Source organism: Marinobacter oulmenensis (genome assembly GCF_014201735.1).
Classification (GTDB): domain Bacteria; phylum Pseudomonadota; class Gammaproteobacteria; order Pseudomonadales; family Oleiphilaceae; genus Marinobacter; species Marinobacter oulmenensis.
On record NZ_JACHFE010000001.1, the window covers coordinates 513330 to 534246 of the forward strand.

Annotated in this window: 24 protein-coding genes; 7 read left to right on the top strand and 17 right to left on the bottom strand. The window is 60.8% G+C overall.

Annotated elements, in window-relative coordinates; genetic code table 11:
• Nucleotides 1-21 precede the first annotated feature (21 nt).
• Nucleotides 22-1206 (bottom strand): NnrS family protein, encoded by a 1185-nt coding sequence (locus tag HNR38_RS02370; protein WP_183699371.1) that lies wholly within the window; start codon nt 1204-1206, stop codon nt 22-24.
• A 125-nt stretch (nt 1207-1331) separates the two neighbouring features.
• Between HNR38_RS02370 and HNR38_RS02375 the strand changes: the two genes are divergently transcribed.
• Complete coding sequence (locus HNR38_RS02375; RefSeq protein ID WP_076724624.1) at nt 1332-1709, top strand: SirB2 family protein; 378 nt, start codon at nt 1332-1334, stop codon at nt 1707-1709.
• Between the two features lies 1 nt (nt 1710).
• On the opposite strand, the gene HNR38_RS02380 is transcribed toward HNR38_RS02375, so the two are convergent.
• A complete protein-coding gene (locus HNR38_RS02380; protein ID WP_183699373.1) occupies nt 1711-2535 on the bottom strand; it encodes an ion transporter in 825 nt (274 codons plus the stop codon).
• 67 nt (nt 2536-2602) lie between these two features.
• Between HNR38_RS02380 and HNR38_RS02385 the strand changes: the two genes are divergently transcribed.
• Nucleotides 2603-3223 (top strand): ankyrin repeat domain-containing protein, encoded by a 621-nt coding sequence (locus HNR38_RS02385; protein WP_183699375.1) that lies wholly within the window; start codon nt 2603-2605, stop codon nt 3221-3223.
• On the opposite strand, the gene HNR38_RS02390 is transcribed toward HNR38_RS02385, so the two are convergent.
• Nucleotides 3174-4319, bottom strand: a complete 1146-nt coding sequence (locus HNR38_RS02390; protein WP_343068209.1) for an NnrS family protein — start codon at nt 4317-4319, stop codon at nt 3174-3176. The two genes, HNR38_RS02385 and HNR38_RS02390, sit on opposite strands and share 50 nt — an antisense overlap.
• Before the next feature lie 3 nt (nt 4320-4322).
• Nucleotides 4323-5000, bottom strand: a complete 678-nt coding sequence (gene trhA / locus HNR38_RS02395) for a PAQR family membrane homeostasis protein TrhA (protein ID WP_246362282.1) — start codon at nt 4998-5000, stop codon at nt 4323-4325.
• Nucleotides 5001-5190: 190 nt separating this feature from the next.
• Here trhA and wrbA point away from each other — a divergent pair, with 190 nt between their 5' ends.
• Complete coding sequence (gene wrbA, locus HNR38_RS02400) at nt 5191-5790, top strand: NAD(P)H:quinone oxidoreductase (RefSeq protein ID WP_183699379.1); 600 nt, start codon at nt 5191-5193, stop codon at nt 5788-5790.
• A gap of 64 nt (nt 5791-5854) precedes the next feature.
• Here wrbA and HNR38_RS02405 read toward each other — a convergent pair whose 3' ends face one another.
• The 9 genes from HNR38_RS02405 to HNR38_RS02445 form a co-directional block, all read right to left on the bottom strand.
• Nucleotides 5855-6565, bottom strand: coding sequence for a Crp/Fnr family transcriptional regulator (locus HNR38_RS02405; RefSeq protein WP_183699381.1), 711 nt, complete (start codon nt 6563-6565; stop codon nt 5855-5857).
• A 107-nt stretch (nt 6566-6672) separates the two neighbouring features.
• Nucleotides 6673-8226 carry a cytochrome D1 domain-containing protein gene (locus tag HNR38_RS02410; protein WP_183699383.1) on the bottom strand — a complete coding sequence of 518 codons (1554 nt, stop codon included), beginning with the start codon at nt 8224-8226 and terminating at the stop codon, nt 6673-6675.
• Entirely contained in the window at nt 8226-9089 is an 864-nt protein-coding gene (gene cobA, locus HNR38_RS02415; RefSeq protein WP_183699385.1) for a uroporphyrinogen-III C-methyltransferase, read from the bottom strand. The genes HNR38_RS02410 and cobA overlap by 1 nt, the downstream gene beginning before the upstream one ends.
• An 11-nt stretch (nt 9090-9100) precedes the next feature.
• Nucleotides 9101-10300, bottom strand: a complete 1200-nt coding sequence (nirJ, locus tag HNR38_RS02420; protein ID WP_183699387.1) for a heme d1 biosynthesis radical SAM protein NirJ — start codon at nt 10298-10300, stop codon at nt 9101-9103.
• 117 nt (nt 10301-10417) lie between these two features.
• Nucleotides 10418-10939, bottom strand: coding sequence for a siroheme decarboxylase subunit beta (gene ahbB / locus HNR38_RS02425; RefSeq protein ID WP_183699389.1), 522 nt, complete (start codon nt 10937-10939; stop codon nt 10418-10420).
• The gene (locus tag HNR38_RS02430; RefSeq protein WP_221275617.1) at nt 10914-11393 is read right to left on the bottom strand and encodes an Lrp/AsnC family transcriptional regulator; all 480 of its coding nucleotides are present in this window, start codon (nt 11391-11393) and stop codon (nt 10914-10916) included. Before HNR38_RS02430 ends, ahbB (HNR38_RS02425) begins: the two co-directional genes overlap by 26 nt.
• Nucleotides 11377-11922 (bottom strand): siroheme decarboxylase subunit beta, encoded by a 546-nt coding sequence (gene ahbB, locus HNR38_RS02435; RefSeq protein WP_183699391.1) that lies wholly within the window; start codon nt 11920-11922, stop codon nt 11377-11379. The genes HNR38_RS02430 and ahbB (HNR38_RS02435) overlap by 17 nt, the downstream gene beginning before the upstream one ends.
• On the bottom strand, nt 11919-12383 hold the full coding sequence (locus HNR38_RS02440; protein ID WP_183699393.1) for an AsnC family transcriptional regulator: 465 nt from the start codon (nt 12381-12383) through the stop codon (nt 11919-11921). Before HNR38_RS02440 ends, ahbB (HNR38_RS02435) begins: the two co-directional genes overlap by 4 nt.
• Before the next feature lie 27 nt (nt 12384-12410).
• Complete coding sequence (locus HNR38_RS02445; protein ID WP_183699395.1) at nt 12411-14135, bottom strand: nitrite reductase; 1725 nt, start codon at nt 14133-14135, stop codon at nt 12411-12413.
• 278 nt (nt 14136-14413) lie between these two features.
• Between HNR38_RS02445 and HNR38_RS02450 the strand changes: the two genes are divergently transcribed.
• From HNR38_RS02450 to HNR38_RS02465, 4 genes are read left to right on the top strand one after another with little or no spacing between them, the layout of a single operon-like run.
• On the top strand, nt 14414-14722 hold the full coding sequence (locus HNR38_RS02450) for a c-type cytochrome (protein ID WP_246362285.1): 309 nt from the start codon (nt 14414-14416) through the stop codon (nt 14720-14722).
• Nucleotides 14719-15918: a cytochrome D1 domain-containing protein gene (locus HNR38_RS02455; protein WP_183699399.1), complete on the top strand. Its 1200-nt coding sequence runs from the start codon at nt 14719-14721 to the stop codon at nt 15916-15918. Before HNR38_RS02450 ends, HNR38_RS02455 begins: the two co-directional genes overlap by 4 nt.
• 45 nt (nt 15919-15963) lie before the next feature.
• Nucleotides 15964-16746 carry a CbbQ/NirQ/NorQ/GpvN family protein gene (locus HNR38_RS02460; protein ID WP_183699401.1) on the top strand — a complete coding sequence of 261 codons (783 nt, stop codon included), beginning with the start codon at nt 15964-15966 and terminating at the stop codon, nt 16744-16746.
• On the top strand, nt 16718-17092 hold the full coding sequence (locus tag HNR38_RS02465) for a hypothetical protein (protein ID WP_183699403.1): 375 nt from the start codon (nt 16718-16720) through the stop codon (nt 17090-17092). The genes HNR38_RS02460 and HNR38_RS02465 overlap by 29 nt, the downstream gene beginning before the upstream one ends.
• Nucleotides 17093-17283: 191 nt before the next feature.
• Here HNR38_RS02465 and HNR38_RS02470 read toward each other — a convergent pair whose 3' ends face one another.
• From HNR38_RS02470 to HNR38_RS02485, 4 genes are read right to left on the bottom strand one after another with little or no spacing between them, the layout of a single operon-like run.
• Complete coding sequence (locus HNR38_RS02470; protein ID WP_183699405.1) at nt 17284-17523, bottom strand: cytochrome C oxidase subunit IV family protein; 240 nt, start codon at nt 17521-17523, stop codon at nt 17284-17286.
• 12 nt (nt 17524-17535) lie between these two features.
• Nucleotides 17536-18111: a cytochrome c oxidase subunit 3 gene (locus tag HNR38_RS02475; RefSeq protein WP_183699407.1), complete on the bottom strand. Its 576-nt coding sequence runs from the start codon at nt 18109-18111 to the stop codon at nt 17536-17538.
• Nucleotides 18112-18121: 10 nt separating this feature from the next.
• Complete coding sequence (locus HNR38_RS02480; RefSeq protein ID WP_183699409.1) at nt 18122-19945, bottom strand: nitric oxide reductase activation protein NorD; 1824 nt, start codon at nt 19943-19945, stop codon at nt 18122-18124.
• 12 nt (nt 19946-19957) lie between these two features.
• Entirely contained in the window at nt 19958-20902 is a 945-nt protein-coding gene (locus HNR38_RS02485) for a 4Fe-4S binding protein (protein WP_183699411.1), read from the bottom strand.
• Nucleotides 20903-20917: the final 15 nt, after the last annotated feature.

A 20917-nucleotide genomic window follows, 5' to 3' on the forward strand; every position in this document is an offset into this window, starting at 1 on the left:
ATGAGTGTGCCGTTGGGTGTGTCACCCGTCCTGGCCATCGGCCCGGGGGCGGGCAAGGACACCGGTGTACCGGATCAGGAACAGCCCGTAGGCGAGGACCCAGAGCAGGCTGGCCGTGCCAATGCCGGCATGCCAGGGAATGAATTCGAACGCAGTCAGCACTCTCAGCAACGCCGCGATCTGGATGGCAATAAAGGCGGTGACCATGCCACGGGGTAGCACCAGTGGCCGGCCGGTGTGGCCCAGGGACACCCGGGCAATCACGCCAAGAATCAGGCCGCCGATGGCGCCGGCACCAGCCGCGTGGCTCCAGGCATTGGCGGGCCAGCCCGCCAGGAGGGAGCCGGCAAGCAGAGCCAGGGCCACCGGTACCCAGAGAATGGACAGATGCAGTACCCAGAGCAAAGGCTCCCGTCGGGTTAGCCAGCCCTTCCAGTGGAACAGGCGTGTCAGCATGAGCACTGCGGCAATCAGGGACAGGATGGCGGTTGTCCGGGGCATGCCGGCGAGCATGCCAGCGAGTACCAGAATCAGGCTTAACAGGGTGGTGAGATCCAGGGCCGGGATCATGCGTACCGCCGGACTGTTGATGCCCTGACGCTTCAGCCAGCCGGAGGTGAAAGCCGGGGTGATGCGCCCGCCAATGATGCTGATCAGGGCCATGGCCATGATCAGGGCGCCATGGCTGAACGCCATGTCCAGCCGGGTAATGAAGCCGATTTGCATGGCCCAGAGCAGGCCAAGGACCACCAGGATGAGCACCTGGCGTTTCTGTTTGGCTCGCCAGATGCGCCATCCGGCATCCATCATCACCAGTGGCAGGAAGGCCAGATTCAGTCCCTGGACAAGCCATTCCGGCCAGCCAGCGCCGAAGGCCAGGGACAGCCGGCCTGCCAGCCACACGCCCCAGAGCAGGAGCAATGGCACGCCGTGCATGCGGTTGGTCTGGGTCCAGACGCAGACCGCCGTCAGCAGGAACCCGGCGATACCGGCCGACAGGAACCCGAACAGCATTTCGTGCTGGTGCCAGAGCAGTCCGGGCATGGCCAGAGGCAACTGAATGGCGTCGGACACCTGCAGTACCCAGGCCGGGATGGCCAGCACCGAGAGCAGGGCCATGGACAGGAAGAAAATCCGGAACGGATAGGCAAACAACTGTCGGACGCTTGCTCTGGGTGGTTCGGGGGAAGTGGGGATAGCCTGCATGATTCGGCTCCGTGAACATTCATTTGTTGTGAATGTTATATCCGGGTCGGCTTCCTGGCCATACCTGTCTGGAGGTATTTTGCGTACAATGGTCGGCACTTTTACGAACCGGATCGGGAATCTTTATGACTGCCTACGCGATTCTGAAACACCTGCACATGACCACCGCCTACCTGACGGTGACCCTGTTTGCCCTGCGCCTGCTGCTGGATGCGGTGGGGCGGCCGGGCTGGCGCCAGACGCCGCTGCGCTGGATTCCCCATGCCAATGACACGATCCTGCTGGTGGCGGCCATCGCCCTGCTGTTCGTCACCGGGTACATTTCCGATATGCCCGGCTGGGTCATCGCCAAGATTGTTCTGTTGATCGGCTATATCGCCGCCGGCGTGTTCGCCATGAAGCCCGCTTTTGGCAAGCCGGTACGTGTGACGGCTTCCATTGCCGCGCTGGTTTGTGTCAGCGCCATTTTCCATCTGGCCATGGCCAAGCCTGCCTTTGGCTGATTCACTCCCGCCGGTTGCCCACCTGCCTGCTTAGCTCCTGAAGCTGTTCCTGAACAGCCCGGAGCTGGCGGGCGATCTCATCGCGCTCGTCATGGGCCTGCTGGGCGGCCCGGGCGTTCTGCTCTTCGCCCATCACCTCCAGAATCGCCCCGATCATCATGTTCAGGAACACAAACGCCGCCAGGAAGATGAAGGTGACGTAGTAGATCCAGCTCATGGGATGAACGTCCATGGTGGCGTACATGACATCCGTCCAGTCCTCAAAGGTGGCAATCCGGAACAGGGTGAGCATGGAGACGGCCACATCGCCCCACAGTTTTTCGTCCACCCGCGCAAAGAACATGGACCCCATGGCCGCGTAGATGTAAAAAATAATGAACATCAGCAGGGCGATGTAACCCATGCGGGGAATCGCCTTGAGCAGCGAGTTGATCAGAAAACGCAGCTCCGGCACCACGGACACCAGACGCAGCACCCGGAATACCCGCAGCAGACGGCCGAGCAGTACCGCTTCGGAATTGTCCAGGGGGATCAGGCTGCCAATCACCACGATGGTGTCGAACAGGTTCCAGCCGTCCCGGAAAAACCGGCGTTTGTTGGGGCAGACGGCGAAACGAAACAGAATCTCCACCAGGAAGAACACGGTGATGGCCGTGTCCAGCACACCTAGGACCTGCTCGGCCAGTGGCGGCAGATTGTAGGTCTTGGCGCCGATGGTCAGGGCCGACAGGAGTATGATGGCAATGACGGCACCCTGGAATAGCTTGCTGGATTCAACACGCTTGAGCTTTTCGAGACTGCTGGCGGGGTTCATGCCCATGGACATTGGCTGGCTCCGGATCAATACGGGGAGAGGCATTTTACTGGGGCGACGCCCCTGAAGGTAGTGAAGGATGAGCATACTGGAAAAATGGTCGGGTTTGCTTGGGGGGCTGGTTGCCGTTGTCTTGCTGGTGGTGATCTGGCAACTGCTTGGTGAGGAGGAGAACCTGGAGGCCAGGGACAGCCGGGGCCGGACACCGCTGATTGTGGCGGCCGAGGAAGGCAATGCGGACCGGGTACGTGATCTGCTGGGCCGTGGCGCAAGGATTGATGCCGGCGACGACTGCAACTGGACCGCGATGATGCGGGCCGCCGCTCGGGGCCATACCGATATCCTGAGCTATCTGCTGGATCAGGGGGCGGCCATTGACCACACCGAAAAAACCGGCTACACCGCCTTGATGGGCGCCGTCATCAACAACCGGCCGGAGGCCGTGGCCATTCTGCTGGAGCGGGGAGCGGACACCGACCTTCAGGAAGCCGAGAAAGGCCAGACCGCCCTGATGATGGCAGTGCGCAACCGTGACCCAGAGCTGGTTCGTCAGTTACTGGCCGCCGGTGCCGATACCGGCATACGCAACGACCGTGGGGAAACCGTGAAGGAGCTCGCGCCGCCGGCCAATGGCCAGGCCGGGGATGTGGCTATCCGGCAGTTGCTGGAGTGCGAGCCCGGCGCTGACGGTCGGCAATGAACAGGGTGATTACTTGCCAGGTGACACCCAGGTAGCACAGGCTCCAACCGATGGCGGCCAGCCATAGCAGCCCCGGGCTTGAAAATGGCGCCGGGCCGGCAAGATAGCGTGCGGTGGCCGCGACCAGCATGGCCAGTGCCACGGCTGTTACCTGCCAGCCTGGCGGCGCCCTGCGTTCTGCCCTCTGCCAGGCCTGCCTGAGAATGACACTGCAGGACAGTGTGCCCAGAGCACCCACTGTAATCAGGTGCAAAGCCGGCAACACCCCGGCGCCGGCCAACAGATGAGTGCCCGTTGCCGCGGCCCCAGCTGCCAGCCAGAGATAGCCGACGGCCAGCACCAGCAGGTCCGGGCGTTGCCGGCAGTGCCAAAGCTTCCAGCGCATCACCCGGAGGGCCAGCAAGACCGCCGCTGTGATCAGGGTGAGTCCAGCAACGGGAGCCAGAAACGGCGCCATCATCATGATCATCGCGATCGACAGCAGGACAAGCAGGCTTCCCTCAATCCGTGGCTGCACCCTGGCTTTCAGGGAAATGCCCTGTTTCTCCAGGGTTCCGGCAACCGCCGGTGCTATCATCCGTCCGCCAATGAAGGCCATCAGCAGCAACAGGCCGATGATGGCACTGAACATCAGTGTACGTGGCGCGGGCAAAGGTATGCCCGCCCGGCTCAGGCCGAACGCCACGGCAAACAGGCAGAGGGCAAGGATCAGGGGGCCGGCAACCCGGTTGCGCCATTTCTTGGCTGCCTGGAATCTGGGAACAACATGACGGGCCAGCAACAGGGCGAAAAGGGGGCTGAGCACAGTGGCGGCCAGAGAGTCGGGCGCCAGCAGCCAGCACAGCCTGGCGGCAAGCCAGAGACTGAACAGCGGCAACAGAACGCGGCGGGGCTGCGGCCCCAGTGTGTAGCCAGCGACGAGAGCCAGGGCAAAGCCAAAGATCAGTTCATGGCCATGACCATTGGCCATGAGCCCGGGTGGCCAGCCATGACCGGACAGCACAGCAAGCAGAGACAGTGGCACCACCAGCGCAGCCCAGAGGGTGGCGGCGGGAAAGAATAGCCAGAAGGCATGCAGTTTTTTGGGGGCGGGCACGTATCAGACCGCGTGGGGCAGTACGCCATAGTAGATGGCACTGAAATGACAGGCGCTGCCGCCAATCACAAACAGGTGCCAGACTGCGTGCATGTAGGGAATACGGTCTGCGAGATAGAAGGCGACCCCGGCTGTGTAGACGATGCCGCCGGCAATGGTCAGGTTCAGGGCGGTCTCGCTTAGGTTGGCCACCAGATCCGATGACGCGAAGGTGATCAGCCAGCCCATGGCAATGTAAATGCCCACCCTGGCCAGCTTGAAGCGATGTTTGAAGATAACCTTCAGCACTACCCCGGTGAGGGCCAGTGACCAGATCACGGCGAACAGCGTCCAGCCTGTGGTGCCGCGCATGTTCACCAGCAGGAAGGGCGTGTAGGTGCCGGCAATCAGCAGGAAAATGGCACAGTGATCCAGCGTCTTGAACAGGGCCTTGAGTTTTGGATGCCGGGCTCCGTGGTAGAGCGCCGACGCCAGATATAGCAGGATCAGAGACGCGCCAAAGACACTGAAGCTGACAATCTTCCAGGCATCCCCGGACTGGCTGGCAGCGGCTATCAGTGCGATGGTGCCGATCACGCTTAGCAGGGCGCCAATGCCGTGGGTCGCGCTGTTGATCCACTCCTCGATACGGTAGTGGATGGAATCTGCTGTGGACTTCAGTTGATTCATGGTCTGGGTCATTCAGTAAGACGTCTTGGTGTCTGTGATTATAGCGGGTTCAGCGTACAGGTGTACGCAATTAAATACCATGAACATCCGGTGACACCGTTCAGAAAAACTGAACGACCCGCCGGAAATCTTCCGTTTTCCTGTTGCCGCGCCGGGCGCTAGGCTATGTCTATCATCATTAGAGACGAAGGAGTCCGTTGCGATGGCAAAAGTACTGGTTCTGTATTACTCCATGTATGGTCACATCGAAACCATGGCGAATGTCGTGGCTGAAGGTGCCCGCAGTGTTGACGGCGCCGATGTGGTGGTCAAGCGGGTCCCGGAAACCATGCCGGATCAGGCCTTTCTGGATGCCGGAGGCAAGGCCGATCAGGGCGCCCCGGTGGCCGACCCCGGCGAACTGGCCGACTACGATGCGGTGATTTTCGGTACGCCCACCCGTTTCGGCAACATGGCGGGCCAGATGCGGACTTTCCTGGATCAGACCGGTGGTCTGTGGGCTCAGGGCAAACTGTTCGGCAAGGTCGGCAGCGTGTTTACTTCCACCGGTACCGGCGGTGGCCAGGAGCAGACCATTACCTCTTTCTGGACCACTCTGGCGCACCACGGCATGGTCCTGGTACCGCTGGGTTACGGCATCCCTGAATTCTTTGACATCTCCGAGGTGAACGGAGGCACGCCTTACGGTGCTTCTACCATCGCCGGTGGTGACGGTTCCCGCCAGCCGAGCGAAAAGGAAACCTCGATTGCGCGGTTCCAGGGCAAGCATGTGGCGGAACTGGCGGTGAAACTGCACGGCTGATCCCGGCTTACAGGGGTTAACTCAGGTTTTTCCTCAGGCGGCAGGTCTGATCCTGTCGCCTTTTTTATGCCTTGCCACCGGACCGGCTGGCGGTTTTCAGCCGGGAGAAGGTGGCGGGTACCACTCCCAGCCAGGCAGCCAACTGGTTGTCCGGCACCCGCTTCATCAACTCCGGGTATTCTTCCTGCAACAACTGGAAGCGCTGGCTCGCCGGCATGGTCTGTTTGCGGAATTCCCGCATGCTGGTGAGTTCCGCCAGTTCCTCGGTCAGGGCCAGGGCAAAACGATGCCAGCGGCCTTCGCCATGACTCTGGATCGCCGACCGGAAAGCCGAGAAATCCGCCACCCAAAGCGTGCAGGGCAGCACGCTGGTCAGACACAGGGTGTTACGGATAGTGCGGGTTCTGCCGAACACCGGCCAGATCAGGTCGCCTTCGGTGAAGAAATGGTGAATCGCCACCTTGCCGGTGGTCGATTCCCGGAACAGCCGCAGGATGCCGTACTGGACCAGATAGACATTGGCCCAGGGCCGGTCGTGCTTTTCCAGGGGAGTTTCCGCATCGATACGCTGACGGTGAAACAGGCGGGCCAGGTCCGCAAGAAATCGGGCTTCCGGGTCGTCCCGGTTTTCATTCAGGCAGATGCCAAAGGCCCGGCTCAGGCCATTCAGCAGGGCGACCTCCGCAGAGGCCGTCTGTTGCTGAAGGATATCCGGGTCATCGCTGTCCAGAAGGCACGGTGCGGACGACAGTTCTGGCTTGAATGCGCTGTTCATGGTTTGGACCCCGCTGCATTGGCGTGGATCAATTATTCTACCATTAAAGATTCATTTCAAATGACTTAAATTATTAAACCATTTTCATCCAGTCGATAAGAGCCGTCTCAGTGACTGGTGCCCTCCTCGTAGTGAATCTTGTTCCAGACATTGTATTTACCGGACGGTTTGTCCATCGGCAGGCGCTTGAGCTCTTCCAGAGTGTCTGCGTCATAAACAATCACTGCACCGTCCCGGTCCCAGATACTGAGCAGGAGTTTCTCCCCGTGGCGGTCAAATTCCACATGGGCGGCCACCTTGCCCGGCTCCGGCTGCAGGGTTTTGACGATTTCCAGGGTCTGCTTGTCGATCACGTGAACCTTATCGGCATCGGGGCCGAAGAACACATCCGCCCAGGCGTAACGGGAATTCTCGTGGCTGCGCATGAAAAATCCCGGTCCGTCAGTTTCCAGGGTTTTGATGACCTCCCAGTTTTCCATGTCGATGATGGAAATGGCGTTGGTCCGGAAATGCGGTGTGGCCATGACCCGGCGCCCCTGGTACTCCCAGGTAATGCCCGAGCCCAGGTGGGGCATGCCGGGCAGCGGCAGTTGGGCAATGGTGTCGCCACTGTCCAGATCAATCACCACGCCCTGTTTGCCGTCACGGGCGGCCCCCATCAGGTGCTTGTAGTCCGGGTCGAAGAAAAAGTCATCGAGCACGGTGTCCGTGGCGATGCGACGGATATCGGCCTGATCGTTTTGGACCCTGATTTCCCAGGCTTCGGGAATGTCCTTCAGGGCGGCAATGAAGCTGTTTCGTGGCGGCGCCGCATAAACTGCGCTGACCCGGGAGCTGTCACCGGCGTCATTCCGCACGGGGATCAGTTCGAGCATCTCCAGAGTGCTGGCATCAAACAGTACCAGGGTGTGAGGCAGATAGTTTGCCGCCATCACATACCGGCCGTCTGCGGATACCGCGATGTTGCGCATATTGATGCCGGCGCGTACTTCGGCCGCGACCTTCAGGTTGTAGATGTCGTACTTGGTGATCCAGCCATCCCGGGAGCCAAAGTAGACATATCGTCCTTCCGGGCCGTATTTGGGGCCGCCGTGCAGGGCATACCGGCTGGCAAAGCGATGGATGGGCTCCATTTTATCGCCGTCCAGCAGGGTGACATGGTGGTCACCGATTTCCACCACCAGGAACAGGTTCATCAGGTCGTCCACCTGGAAAACCGGTTTATCCGGCAGCGAACCGGGAGGGTGGTTCACGATCCGGCTGTCCCGGATTTCGGCTTCGCCCCAATGCAGTTCGTGATCGGGTGGTTGGTAGATGTAGTCGGTCAGATCAGTAATCTGCTGCTCGGTCAGGCGGTTGCCGAAACCGTTCATCTGGGTGGCCGGCCGGCCCTCACGAATCACCTCCAGAGCCTCTGTCTGGCGCAGTCGGGACAGGTTCTCGGGTAGCAGTGCCGGCCCCATGCCACCGAGCCGGTCCGGGCCATGGCAGGCGGCACACTGCTGGCGGTACAGCTGGTCAATATCACTGCTGGCGCTGTCCTGCGCCAGGGCGGGGGTGCTGATCAGGGCGCCTGCCAGCAGCAGGGTCCGGGCCAGGGTTTGGCAGCAATGGGGAATGGTCACCAGCAACAGCTCCTGGTTTTTTGAGTGTGAGGGCATCAGGCCGGGCGTTGCCCGGCATGGACGGCAGAGGGCCCGGCCAGGGCGCTGTTCCAGCCTGCCTGGGCCGGTCTTGCGAGCTTGTTGGCCAGTTGCACCACGTCACCGACGATGATCAGTGTCGGTGGCTGGAAGTCTTCCCGGGCAATGGTTTCCTCCAGGTCGTCCAGCGTGGTCACGGTCATGTGTTGTAAGGGCGTGGTTCCCCGTTCGACCAGAGCTACCGGGCATTTTTCCGAAAGACCATGGGCCGTCAGTTCACGGACAATGGTCGGGGCATTGTGCAGGCCCATGTAGAACACCCGCGTCTGCCCCGGTGCCGCCAGGGTCTGCCAGTTCAGTTCCAGGCCCTGATCGGCCTTGCGGTGCCCGGTCACAAAGGTGACGCTCTGGGAATAGTCCCGGTGGGTCAGGGGAATGCCACAGTAGGAGGCACAGCCTGCGGCGGAGGTGATGCCCGGCACCACCTGGAAGTCGATGTCGTTATCCACCAGAAATTCCGCTTCTTCGCCTCCGCGGCCGAAGATGTACGGGTCGCCGCCTTTGAGTCGCACCACCCGGCGTTGCTGGGTCGCCAACTTGACCAGCAGTTCGTTGGTTTCCTCCTGGGGGACGTAATGACAGCCGCTGGCCTTGCCCACGTGAATTCGTTCAGCGTCGGCGCTGGCCAGCTCCATGATCTGGGGGGATACCAGGCGGTCGTACACCACGGCGTCGGCCTGCTGGATCAGCATCAGGGCGCGCAGGGTGAGCAGGCCGGGGTCGCCGGGGCCTGCGCCGACAATGGCAACTTCTCCGGCCCGCAGGGGTTGTTCCGCCAGTTGGAATTCCACCAGGCATTTTTTTCGTGCGCTTGTCGTCATGGTGTTGTTCCTTACAGATTGTGGACCGGAATTTCGATGACAGGGGCCGCTACCCGGCGGGCGACGTTGTCCATGACACCGATTTCCTCGTTGGTGAGATAGCAGCCGGGGTCTTCCTCCCAGAAGTCCCGGGAGATGTTGTAGGCGCGGACCCGGGTATTGCCGTTACAGATGCCCAGGTACCGGCATTCGCTGCAACGTCCCTTGACCGGGCGCGGGTGCTGGCGAAAGCCCTGCATAAGCGGGTCAGCGGCTTCTGACCAGATCCGGGAGAAAGGCTTTTCCCGGACATTGCCCAGGTCGTAGTCCCACCAGAAGGTATCCGGGTGTACTTCGCCCAGGTTGTCGATATTGGATATGTTGACCCCGGAGGCATTGCCGCCCCAGTGGGTCAGCCTTTGTTCCAGGGCGCCCGCCTGATCCGGGTAATGCGCCCTGGCCCATTCGAGAAGGAAGGGGCCATCGGCGTCGTTGTTGCCGGTAACGTACTCGCGCTCGATGCCCCGCTTCAGTTCGTCGTGGCAGTGATTGAACATCAGGGTCATGGCCTGGCGGGTCATGTCATACCAGGCATCGCGCTTGCGGTTGCGGCCGCCGCGGCCGGAGTAATTCAGGTGTGAGAGGTAGAACTTGTCGATGTCGTGCTCGTCGAGCATGTCCAGCATCGCGGGCAGTTCCGGGAAGTTGTCCTGGGTGAGCGTGAAACGCAGACCCACCTTGATGCCGGCCTGCTTGCACAGGGCTACGGCGTGCATGGATTCTTTGAAGGCACCCTGCTTCTGGCGGAATTCGTCGTGGGTCTTTTCCAGCCCGTCGATGCTGATGCCCACGTAGTCGTAACCGACACCGGCAATCCGGTCGATGTTGTCCTCGTTGATCAGGGTGCCATTGGTGGACAGGCCCACATAGAAACCCATGGCCTTGGCACGGTGGGAAATCTCGAAGATATCCGGGCGCATCAGGGGCTCGCCGCCGGAGAGGATCAGTACCGGCACTCCGTAGGCTTTCAGGTCATCCATCACGGTGAAGACTTCACTGGTGCTCAGTTCGCCCTTGAAGTCGATGTCGGCCGAGATGGAGTAGCAGTGTTTGCAGGTGAGATTGCAGCGGCGGATCAGGTTCCAGATCACTACCGGGCCGCTGGGCTTGTGAGCCGGTCTTACCGGTGTTGGCTCCATCAGTGTCTTGATGTAGCGGGTCATGCGAAACATAGTCTTTCTCTCTCATCGGGAGTGGCTTTCGGGCCTCTCCGGGCGGGCCTTTTCGGCTCTCTACCCTGTCACTATCCTCTCCGGCATGGGTCTGATCCATACCTTCGATGGAGTAGATCAGGGGGTATCTTTCTGTTTTGCCAGCCGCAAACCGGTCTTCTTAAGAATGGCGGAGCTGTAGAGAATGGTCTGGCCACGGCAGGTGTCGCCCAATTGTTCCCGTATTCTTCCGGCTTTTTCCTCGACCTCTTCCCGGCTGGTGCCATGGACCATGGCAAACAGGTTGTAGGACCAGTAGGGCAGGTGCCTTGGCCGCTGATAGCAGTGGCTGACAAAAGGCAGCTCACCGACGCGCTCGCCCATGGCCACGATGGCATCATCCCGGATATCCCAGACCGTCATGCCATTGAACCGGTAACCCAGTTTGTAGTGGTCGGGCACTGCGGCAACCCGACGGATGACTCCGGCCTGCTGCATGCGCTGGAAGCGCTCAAGGACCTCGTCGGCGGTTATGCCGAGCTGTCGGGCAAGTTCTCCCCAGGGATCGGGAACCAGAGGCAGGCCGGACTGGGTGGCAACAATCAGTTGCCGGTCTGTATCGGTCAGGGTGAGCTCAGACCGGGAAGTGGAGGTGGACATGGAACTCCTGCTCCTTGGGCATGTTGTAGACCGGGTAGCCGGTACTGGCTTCGATTCGGTGGATGGTGTCGGCAATGCCTTCCGGAGTTTCGGTGGCCAGTACGAACCACATGTTCAGGTTGTGTTCGCGGCGGTAGTTGTGGGCCACCTCCGGGAACTGGTTGACCGTGTGGGCGACGGCATCAAACTCCCGCTCCGGAATACGCATGGCGGCCAGCGTCAGGCCGCCGCCCATTTCGCCGGCATGGAACATGGGGCCGAAACGGGTCAGGATGCCACTGGCAAGCAGGGCCTGAAGATAATCAAGAAGTGCGTTCTCTGTGATGCCCAGTTCTTCGGCAACATCCCGATAGGGGTATCGTGTCAATGGCAGACCGTGCTGGAGCCGGTTGATAATGGCCTTTTCGGTGTCGGTGAAATCTACGGCTTTGCCGGTTTCAGCAGTCATTGACATAGCGTGCTCCGCGCTGGAGGTAGGCCTTGTTACTGAACAGCACGGCATGTTCCAGGTCTGATAGCTGGAAGTCGCGGATCATTCCCTCCAACTGGGCCATGACCCGGTCCCGGCTGATGCCGTGGATCATGCAGAACAGGTTGTAGGGCCAGTCCGGCCGTTGCCTGGGCCGCTGGTAGCAGAGGGTGACAAAGGGCACTCCGGCCAGCAGGGCTCCCAGTTCAGCGACCCGGTCGTCCGGGACATCCCATACCACCATGGCGTTTGCCCGGTAACCGAGGGTGCGGTGGCGGACCACCAGGCCCATGCGTTTGATCAGTCCGGTGTCCTGCCATTGATGGACGGCTTCGATCACCTGCTGTTCGGTCAGGCCGGTGCGTTCGGCCAGGGTGTGGTAGGGGCGGCTGGTCAGAGGCAGGCCGTGCTCCAACTGCTGGCGTAGCCGCAGGAGGCCCCAGGCACTGACGCGCTCGGTATCGAACAGGTAGGGCTGTGGCTTGCGGGTGCTGTGACCGGTGGGCAGGTTCATGACAGTGCCTCCCAGTCAATGCTGAAACCTAGGTCAATGTGGTAGCCCTCGACCATGGGCAGTCTGAGCATGGGCAATCTCAGTCGGTTTTCCAGGTCGTCCAGGCGCTCGTGCAGGGTGCGTTCGTCGGGCGCCGTCATGACGAACCAGAGGTTGTAGGCATGCTCCCGGGCGTAGTTGTGATTGACACCGGGAGCATGGTTGATACGGGCGGCCACCAGGTCGATCTGGTCGACCGGGGCCGCCACGGCAGCCAGCAGGCTGGCGCCTGCCCGGCTGTGTTCAAACACCGGTCCCACCCGGCTGAGGACGTTGTGCGCCTGCAGTGCAGACAGTCTTTTCAGCACCTCTTCCTCGGTCATGCCCAGATGACTGGCCATTTCCGCGTAGGGCCGTTCGCAGACCGGCAGCCCGCGCTGGTAGCTGTCGATCAGTTGTCTGTCCGCGGCATCAAGCTGCATTGGGTCCTCCCGCCGGGTGTTGTCGGCTCAGTACACGTCGTGCTGGGTGTTGTAGACGTTGAACTTGCCGGTCGGGGTCACCAGCCGTTCGTCCTTGATCACTTTTTTCAGCTCACGTGTTGTGTCATCAACCACCACAATGGCGGATGTCTGCTCCTGGCCGTTCCAGACGGAGAACCAGACTTCGTCACCGGCGACGTTGTATTCCGGCTGAACCACCCGTTTGGGGCCATCGCCAAGGTCTGCCCATTCGGCAATCGGCAGGACTTCGTAGCCGGCGTCCAGGTCGTTGATGTCAAACACGGCCACGCTCTGGCTGACCGGCTCGGCCGGGTTCAGGGCGGTGTCCACGTAGAGGTTGTCGGACTCCGGATGAGTCTTGATGAACAGGGAACCACCGCCCTGACCATCCAGGGTGCGGACCACTTTCCAGGCTTTTTCCGGGTGTCCTTCCGGATCGGTACCGATCAACTGGATGGTTGGGTCACCCAGGTGTGAAGTTGCCCAGACCGGACCATGCTCCGGATCCACGAAGTTAGCACCACGACCCGGGTGGGGGATCTTGCCGACATCAACCAGCGCTTCCAGGTTGCGGTCCTTGGCGTCAACAACGGCAATCTTGTTGGAGTTGTTGGCAGCAGTCATGAAGTACCGCATGCTGGAGTCCCAGCCGCCATCATGCAGGAAACGCGCGGCATCGATGTTGGTGATGCTCAGGTTATCCAGATCCTCGTAGTTAACCAGCTTGATCTTGCCGGTTTCCTTGACGTTCACGATGAATTCCGGATGCTCGTGGGAGGCCACGATGGCGGCGACGCGCGGCTCAGGATGATATTCCTGGGTGTCCACGGTCATGCCACGAGTACCGACGATTTTCTTCGGTTCCAGAGTCTGGCCGTCCATGATCACGAACTGCGGTGGCCAGTAGGTACCGGCGATGGCCAGTTTGTCTTCCCAGCCTTTGTACTTGGACGTCTCCACGGAGCGGGCCTCCATGCCGACCTTGATCTTGGCCACGGTGTCCGGGTGTTCCATCCACAGGTCCACCATGTTGATCAGCGCATCCCGGCCGATCACGAACAGGTAACGCCCGGAGGCGGACATGCGGGAGATATGGACCGCGTAGCCGGTTTCGATGATCTCAACAATTTCCTTGGTGTGGCCGTCGATCAGGGCGATTTCGCCGGCATCCCGCAGAGTCACGCTGAACAGGTTTTTCAGGTCCAGGTCGTTCATCTGTTCGGTGGGACGGTCTTCCGGCGGAATGATGATTTCCCAGGTGTCTTTCATATCAGCCAGGCTGAATTCCGGCGGTTGCGGCGGCTCGTGCATGATGTACTTGGCCATCAGCTCAACTTCGCTCTCGGTCAGTTCACCGGAGGTTCCCCAGTTAGGCATGCCGGCCGGGGAGCCGTAAGTGATGAATGACTTCAGGTATTCAATACCGCGTTCCTGGGTGATTTCGGTGGTCAGCGGTTTGCCGGTGGCGCCCTTGCGCAATACACCATGGCAGCCGGCACAGCGCTGGAAGTAAATCTGCTTGGCCTTCTCGAATTCGGCTTCGGTCAGGTCGGGAGCACCCGGCGTGCGCACCACCTTGGCATCGGCGGGATCAACCGCGCTGGCGGTGCCCTCGTAGGCCATGGTGGATTTGTCCGGATCCTTCGGGGCGGCCTGGGCGGTCATTACGCCCAGGGATGTAACGGCCACGGCGATGGCCAGCGGCTTGAGTATCATCTTGGTAACTCTCATCAGGTTCTCTCCTTGGGGTTCAAGAGCACGCCTAGGTTTCTCTTGTTGGGGATTCTGGACATTGATTAATGTCATATAGATCCGGGTTTTCAAGAGAGTACCCCTCCATGGGTATATCGAATGGCCAGTGGTTGCCCCGAAATAATTCAATCAATATCAATGTTAATGGGCTGCTGGGTGGAGGCCGTTTCAGGCGGGGTTCCACGACTGCCGGCGACGCCGTTTCGGGAGGCGGGTTAATGAAGAATTGCGGTTACAGACTGGGAGCTTTGGCGGCCATGATGCTGCTGACAGGGAGCGCCTTTGCCGGGGCGCCGGAAACACGGGCAGAGCTGGCCAACATGGTGCTTCAGGATTGCGGTTCCTGTCACGGCATGACCCTGAAAGGCGGGCTTGGGCCGCCGCTTCGTCCTGATGATCTGAAGCTGCAGTCTGTCGAAGGCATTGCCGCCATTATCAGCGAGGGCGTGGATGGCACGGCCATGCCGCCCTGGAAACCCTTGCTTACCGATGAGCAAATGCTCTGGATCAGCCGGCAGTTGAAATCCGGCGCCCTGTTAACCAACGAAACCAAGGACGCGCGATGAAACCGTTGTTTGCACTGATGATCCTGACATTGGCGACGCTGGTCTCCGGCTGCCAGTCCATGGGCATGACTGAACAGGCCGCTTTGCGTGGCACCGGCGACCTGGGCCTGGTGATTGAACGGGCGACCGGATCGGTCCTGGTCATCGACCACTCCGAGCATGACATCCTGGGACGTGTGACCGGGTTGGGCGATCTCTCCCACGCTTCTGTGGTGTATTCCCGGGATGCCCGCTACGGCTATGTGTTCGGGCGCGATGGCGGGCTCACGAAAGTGGATCTGCTGACCCAGGCCATCGATAAGCGCATCATTCAGTCCGGCAACAGTATTGGTGGTGCCATCTCCCAGGATGGCGAATACGTGGCAGTGTCCAACTATGAACCGGGCGGGGTGAATGTTTTTGACAGTGACACCCTGGAGCTCGTGGCCGAGATTCCTGCGGAGTACACCAACGCCGAAGGCCAGCCTGCGCAGTCGAAGACGGTTGGCCTGGTGGATGCCCCGGGCAACCGCTTTGTGTTCAGCCTGTTCGACGCCAATGAGATCTGGACGGTGGACATGCTGACGAACCCGCCCGAGGTTTCCCGTTTTGAGGCTGGCAAGGCGCCCTATGACGCCCTGATCACCCCGGACGGTCGTTATTACATCGCCGGCCTGTTTGGTGAGGATGGGCTTTCAATGCTGGATCTCTGGCAGCCGGGGCAGGGCGTGACCACTATCCTGCCCGGTTATGGCAAGGGCGAGAAGCGTTTGCCGGTCTACAAGATGCCCCACCTGGAAGGCTGGGCCATTGCCGACGACAAGGCCTTTGTGCCCTCGGTCGGTCACCATCAGGTGCTGGTGGCGGATATGGAAAGCCGGGAGCTGGTGGGTCGTATTCCGGTGCACGGGCAGCCGGTTTTTGTCATGGCCAGCCCGGACAATCGCCAGATTTGGGTCAGCTTTGCCCATCCACGCAATGACGTAATCCAGGTGATTGACTCCCAAAGCCACGAGATCCTGCGGACCATGGAGCCGGGCAAATCGGTGCTTCACATGGAATTCACGCCCCGTGGCGAAGAGATCTGGGTCTCTGCCCGGGACAGCAATCGGGTAACCGTTTACAGCACCCGGACTCTGGAAAAAGTGGCCACTCTGGAGGCAAAAAGTCCGTCCGGTATTTTCTTTACCAACCGGGCGCACTCCCTGGGGCTCTGACCCAACGACAATGTTCGAATTCACGCACGAATAGGAACGCCGTTCATGAGTTTTTACCAGCCTGTGGGTAATGAAGTGGAATTGTTTACCGCCGCCGCCGGCAATGGCCTCCCGGTCCTGATCAAGGGTCCGACCGGATGCGGCAAAACCCGCTTTGTCCGCCACATGGCGGAAAAGCTGGGCCGGCCGGTGTATACCGTGGCCTGTCACGATGATCTCACCGCCTCGGACCTGGTTGGCCGCCACCTGATCGGGCCGGAGGGCACTTATTGGCAGGACGGCCCCCTGACACGGGCGGTTCGCGAAGGCGGTATCTGTTATCTGGATGAAGTGGTGGAGGCCCGCAAGGACACCACGGTCGTCCTGCACCCGCTGGCGGATGATCGGCGGGAACTGCCCATCGAGCGCACCGGAGAGCTGCTGAAAGCTGCGCCCGGCTTCATGCTGGTGGTGTCCTATAACCCCGGGTACCAGAGTCTGCTGAAGGGCATGAAGCCCAGCACCCGTCAACGGTTTGTGTCCATGAGCTTTGATTACCCGGAGCCGGATGTGGAACAGGTGATTGTCCGGAAGGAGAGTGGCTGCAGCGACGCACTGGCTGTCCAGTTGGTCGGCTTGGCCAACTCTCTCAGGAATCTGAAGGATCATGATCTGGAAGAGGCTGCGTCCACCCGATTGCTGATCCATACCGCCTATCTGATGGCGGCCGGGATGCCGCCGGTCGAGGCCTGTCGGGCCGGTTTGATTGAGCCGCTGTCGGATGATGCGGTGACTGTGAATGCGTTGATGGAGGTGGTTTATGCGGTATTCGGGAAATCAGGGGGCTGAACGGGAAGGTGCGATTACACCGGCGGTCTGGTATCTGCTGAATCTGCTGGCCTTGCCCATTATTGGTTTTGTGGTGGTTCTGTGGATTGCCCTGACCACTGATGAATCGCAACCGCTGAGAAAAGCGCACAGTCGGGCGGGCGCGATTATGTCGGTCACTGGGGCGGTGCTGATCAGCTCCGGCGTGACCCTATGCTGGTTGATCTTTGGCTTTACCGGCATGTTCTGGACCTACGCCATTGTCTGGGCCATCGTGCTGCACACATCGTTCGTCTTGTGGGGGATGATTGCCCTGGCTCAGGCTATTGGTGGCCGGCGTCCTTATTTTCCACGGAGCTTAATGTAGCTCTGTGATTCCGGGGTGGGTTGGTCGATGAAGGCCCTGCCCAAACACGCTCCTTGCGGCACGTCCATGTGACGCTTGGGCTCCGCCATCCCTGGCTCCGCACAGTTTGGGCAGGGCCTCCACCGACCAACCGTTCTTTCTCTGAGCACGATGTCCGCGACTCTTAAGGTGGTATTTATGCCATTGCCGCCTTAACCCACAGCATGAATGCCCGCCAGGACGGCCACAACCACTACTGCCCAGCCTTGTGCCGCAAACCGCCAGCCCCAGGGCGCGTGCTTCATTTCCATGAAATGGTCCACCAGCAGCAGTGCTTTCACCAGCATCAGGGCGAATACCAGCCAGACGAGGATGGTCATGTCCGCGCCTGCCTGCAGGATGATGACTGGCAGCATGGTGCAAACCATCAGGGCGATGTACACAGCAAGCATTCACTTACCTCCTCAGGCCAGAACGTAGAGCATGGGGAAAAGCACCAGCCACACCAGATCGACCATGTGCCAGTAGGAGGCGCCGGATTCCATGCCGTTCATGTTGTCGGTGTGGTAGTCGCCTTTTTTCACCTTCACCGCCAGTACCACCAGAATGATCTGGCCCAACACCACGTGCATGAAGTGGAAGAAGGTGAGAAAGAAATAGAACATGAAGAAGGTGTCGGTCCCCAAGTTGTAGCCATCGGCGTAGAGCACGCCATATTCCCAGAGTTTGCCGAAGGTATAAATCGAAGACGCCGCAACGGCGCCCCAGAGCAGGGCGGTGGTGCCGGTTTTTTCGTTCCGCAGGCGATGCACTGCGCAGGCCACCAGGTAGCTGGCGCTGATCAGGCCGATGGTGTTGATCAGGCCGGTCCATGGGTGCAGGGCGGCGCGGCCGTCGTGGAAGGTGGTCGGGTCCAGGCTCCGGGCCACGCCGAAGCCGATGAACAGGATGCCAAACACCGCCAGTTCCGCGAAGATGAAGAACCAGACGGCGAGGTCGCCGGGCAGGTGTTTGTGCTGGGCTGCCTGGATTTGCGCCATGGGTGCTCCGTTAGCGGGTCAGGTTCATGTACAGCTTGGGCAACTGGCTGGGTAACTGGGTCGGGTCCTTGATGACCACGTAATTGGTGCTGCCGAAGACGTAGGGCAGGTATTCGTTGGCCTCTTCGTCAATGGTCACGCAGAACGGGGTGATGCCGGCCCGATGGGCTTCCTGGACGGCCATGCGGGTGTCCTCCACGCCGTAGCGCCCCTCATACAGGTCCAGGTCGTTGGGTTTGCCATCGGTCAGCAGCAACAGGACCTTCTGGTGCTCCGGGCGGGCTCGAAGCAGTTTGATGGACTGGCGGATGGCCGCGCCCATGCGGGTGTAATAGCCCGGTTCCAGGGCCTGGATTCGGCCCCGGCTGGTGTCGTTGTACGGTTCGTCAAAGCTTTTGATGTGGTGGAAGCGCACGTGGTCCCGCCGCCTGGAGGAGAACGCAAACAGGGCGAACGGGTCCCGGCTGGCGGTCAGGGCTTCGCTCAACAGCTGCAGGCCGTCGCGGGCGATGTCGATCACCCGCTGGTTGTTGTTGATGAAGGTGTCGGTGGACAAAGAGACATCGGCCAGCACCAGGCAGGCCAGGTCGCGCTGGTTCTGTTTGCACTGGCGAAACAGCTTCTGGTCCATCTCACCCACGCCCTGGTGTTGTTGCACCACCCGGTCCAGGCAGGCGTCCAGGTCCAGTTCTTCGCCATCCAGCTGACGGCGTTGCCACTGCCGTAACGGTTTCAGGGCGCTGAACTGGCGTTGCAGGGTCCGCGCCGGGCGTTGCAGGTGCTCGGGTAAGGGGCCGGGGATGGCGTCCTTGCTGAGCATCGGTTGCAAGCAGCAGAACTTTTCCCGGTAGCCCTGGCGCCGCCAGTCCCACTCCGGCAGGTGAATGCCGGGGCCCAGTCGCAGGTCGTCGTTCTCCTCCGAAGGCAGGTCCAGGTCGAACTTGATAGCCGACGAGGCCTCGCTGCGGTCCTGGGATACGGAGATCATGTCCATGTCATCGGCCACAGCGTCGGCGTCGTCTTCCTCGCTGTCGTCGCCGGCCCGGTCCACGGGAATGAATTCGGACCAGGAAAACAGGTTTTCCAGACGGAACACCATCAGCCCCTGGTCCTTGTCGAAGGCATCCACCCGCTCGGCCCGGCGGCGTTTGCGTTTTTTCGCCAGGCCTCCGGGTTTGGAGCTGGCATTGTCGTCGCCAATGACCTCGCCCTTGATCTGGCCCCGGCCGAGAACCGGATAGAGCCAGAGCACCACCGGCCACGGATCGGTCAGGGCATCGGGTAACTCCATCACGCTGCCGGGGTGAATCAAGGCCTGGCGGATGGCCTGCTCGCGCCGGCCTTCGTGATCGGGCAGGCTGTCAGGGTCCGGGCGCCATTGCAGAGTGTGTTTCACCAGCCGCTGGTAGACGGGCTCCAGCCCGGGCCAGCGGGCCAGCAGCTCCTGCACCATGGCCTGGTTGCCCTGCAGCCAGCTGTGGTGGTGGATTTCACCGAGTGAGGCCAGGGCAGCCAGCCAGAGATACAGTTCCCGGTTGACCTGGCTGGAGGGAAACAGGGCCAGGCGGTCAGGCAGGCGCAGGCTTTCCTCGTCGCGCCAGGCCAGTTCAAACTTGCGATGGGTGCCAGCCAGCTTCTGCAGGAACCTGCGACGAATCTGGAAATGCCGGGGCTCAGCGGTCACCAGGCTCAGGGCCGGGTCGCCGCCCAGGGCCCGGAACAGCACGCCAAGGGTGCGGGCTTCGTCTTTCAGGTGAACCGCATGCTCCGGGAACTCGCCCATGGCGTGACGGGTAACGTAATCATGCCATTTCAGGCCAACCCACTCTTCCATTACAACTCCTCCTCAGGCACGGGTCTGCGAGGCCCGGGTTTCGATCTGGCGAACGGGAATAAGCACGGTCTGTTTACCGGGTTCGCCCGGTTGCCAGTGCAGCAATGCGCCTTCCGGGTTGTCTTTCTGCACCTCGCGACAGGCGCTGACGCACTGCAGGCACTGGGTGCAGGTGAATTTGGCCCGCTTGTGACTGCGGGTGGGCAGTCGCATCGGGCAGGCGGTATCGCAGGCTCTGGTGCAGTCGCGGCAGGCGGCGGCGCGCCGGGTGTCGAAGGTAACCATGCGCCCGCGACCGTTAGTCATCCACGCGATGCTCTGGACCACGCCAAAGGCGCAGCCGTATTTGCAGAACAGGTGTCGTGCGAACAGGAAGTCCAGGGTGAATACTGTGCTCGCGATCGCCAGGAACAGGGTCGGGTGGAACCCCAGGGTTCCGGTGATCAGTTCGCGATACAGAGGCAGCGGTGGCAGCAGGTAGGACAGCATCGCCAGCGCCCAGGAAAAGCCAATGGCGGCGCAGACAAGTGTCAGTCCGATCCAGTGGAGGATTCGGCCCCGCCGACCTTTTTTCAGGGCTTCCCATAGGGTTGGTCGACCGGTGATCCGGGTCATCAGGTGGTTGATAGTCTCGACAACGGAAAAATGCGGGCAGAGCCAGCCACAGTAAATGCGCCCCCACTTCCAGGCGACCCAGAGCACCAGCGGGACCAGGATGAGAATGGGCAGAATGAACCAGAACAGGATCTGTCCGGCCAGCTCGGCCGGAGCGCTCTGGGATACCGTGTTCAGGTTGAAAGACAGGGGAAAACCGAGCACCACGAATCGGGTTTGTGTCAGGTCGTACCGGAAAAGGTCGAGTACGGGCGCAAGCAGGAACAGCACAAAAAAAGCCGACCGGGTGGCCAGCCGTTTTTGCTGCAGTGTGTCCCTGGGATGTCGGGTCTGTGCCAGCACGGTCAATATCCGGAT

Coding starts and splice junctions, on each gene's coding strand:
- HNR38_RS02370 (WP_183699371.1), bottom strand. CDS start 1,206: ATGCAGGCTATCCCCACTTCCCCCGAACCACCCAGAGCAAGCGTCCGA.
- HNR38_RS02375 (WP_076724624.1), top strand. CDS start 1,332: ATGACTGCCTACGCGATTCTGAAACACCTGCACATGACCACCGCCTAC.
- HNR38_RS02380 (WP_183699373.1), bottom strand. CDS start 2,535: ATGTCCATGGGCATGAACCCCGCCAGCAGTCTCGAAAAGCTCAAGCGT.
- HNR38_RS02385 (WP_183699375.1), top strand. CDS start 2,603: ATGAGCATACTGGAAAAATGGTCGGGTTTGCTTGGGGGGCTGGTTGCC.
- trhA (WP_246362282.1), bottom strand. CDS start 5,000: ATGACCCAGACCATGAATCAACTGAAGTCCACAGCAGATTCCATCCAC.
- wrbA (WP_183699379.1), top strand. CDS start 5,191: ATGGCAAAAGTACTGGTTCTGTATTACTCCATGTATGGTCACATCGAA.
- HNR38_RS02405 (WP_183699381.1), bottom strand. CDS start 6,565: ATGAACAGCGCATTCAAGCCAGAACTGTCGTCCGCACCGTGCCTTCTG.
- HNR38_RS02410 (WP_183699383.1), bottom strand. CDS start 8,226: ATGCCCTCACACTCAAAAAACCAGGAGCTGTTGCTGGTGACCATTCCC.
- cobA (WP_183699385.1), bottom strand. CDS start 9,089: ATGACGACAAGCGCACGAAAAAAATGCCTGGTGGAATTCCAACTGGCG.
- nirJ (WP_183699387.1), bottom strand. CDS start 10,300: ATGTTTCGCATGACCCGCTACATCAAGACACTGATGGAGCCAACACCG.
- ahbB (WP_183699389.1), bottom strand. CDS start 10,939: ATGTCCACCTCCACTTCCCGGTCTGAGCTCACCCTGACCGATACAGAC.
- HNR38_RS02430 (WP_221275617.1), bottom strand. CDS start 11,393: ATGTCAATGACTGCTGAAACCGGCAAAGCCGTAGATTTCACCGACACC.
- ahbB (WP_183699391.1), bottom strand. CDS start 11,922: ATGAACCTGCCCACCGGTCACAGCACCCGCAAGCCACAGCCCTACCTG.
- HNR38_RS02440 (WP_183699393.1), bottom strand. CDS start 12,383: ATGCAGCTTGATGCCGCGGACAGACAACTGATCGACAGCTACCAGCGC.
- HNR38_RS02445 (WP_183699395.1), bottom strand. CDS start 14,135: ATGAGAGTTACCAAGATGATACTCAAGCCGCTGGCCATCGCCGTGGCC.
- HNR38_RS02450 (WP_246362285.1), top strand. CDS start 14,414: ATGATGCTGCTGACAGGGAGCGCCTTTGCCGGGGCGCCGGAAACACGG.
- HNR38_RS02455 (WP_183699399.1), top strand. CDS start 14,719: ATGAAACCGTTGTTTGCACTGATGATCCTGACATTGGCGACGCTGGTC.
- HNR38_RS02460 (WP_183699401.1), top strand. CDS start 15,964: ATGAGTTTTTACCAGCCTGTGGGTAATGAAGTGGAATTGTTTACCGCC.
- HNR38_RS02465 (WP_183699403.1), top strand. CDS start 16,718: ATGCGGTATTCGGGAAATCAGGGGGCTGAACGGGAAGGTGCGATTACA.
- HNR38_RS02470 (WP_183699405.1), bottom strand. CDS start 17,523: ATGCTTGCTGTGTACATCGCCCTGATGGTTTGCACCATGCTGCCAGTC.
- HNR38_RS02475 (WP_183699407.1), bottom strand. CDS start 18,111: ATGGCGCAAATCCAGGCAGCCCAGCACAAACACCTGCCCGGCGACCTC.
- HNR38_RS02480 (WP_183699409.1), bottom strand. CDS start 19,945: ATGGAAGAGTGGGTTGGCCTGAAATGGCATGATTACGTTACCCGTCAC.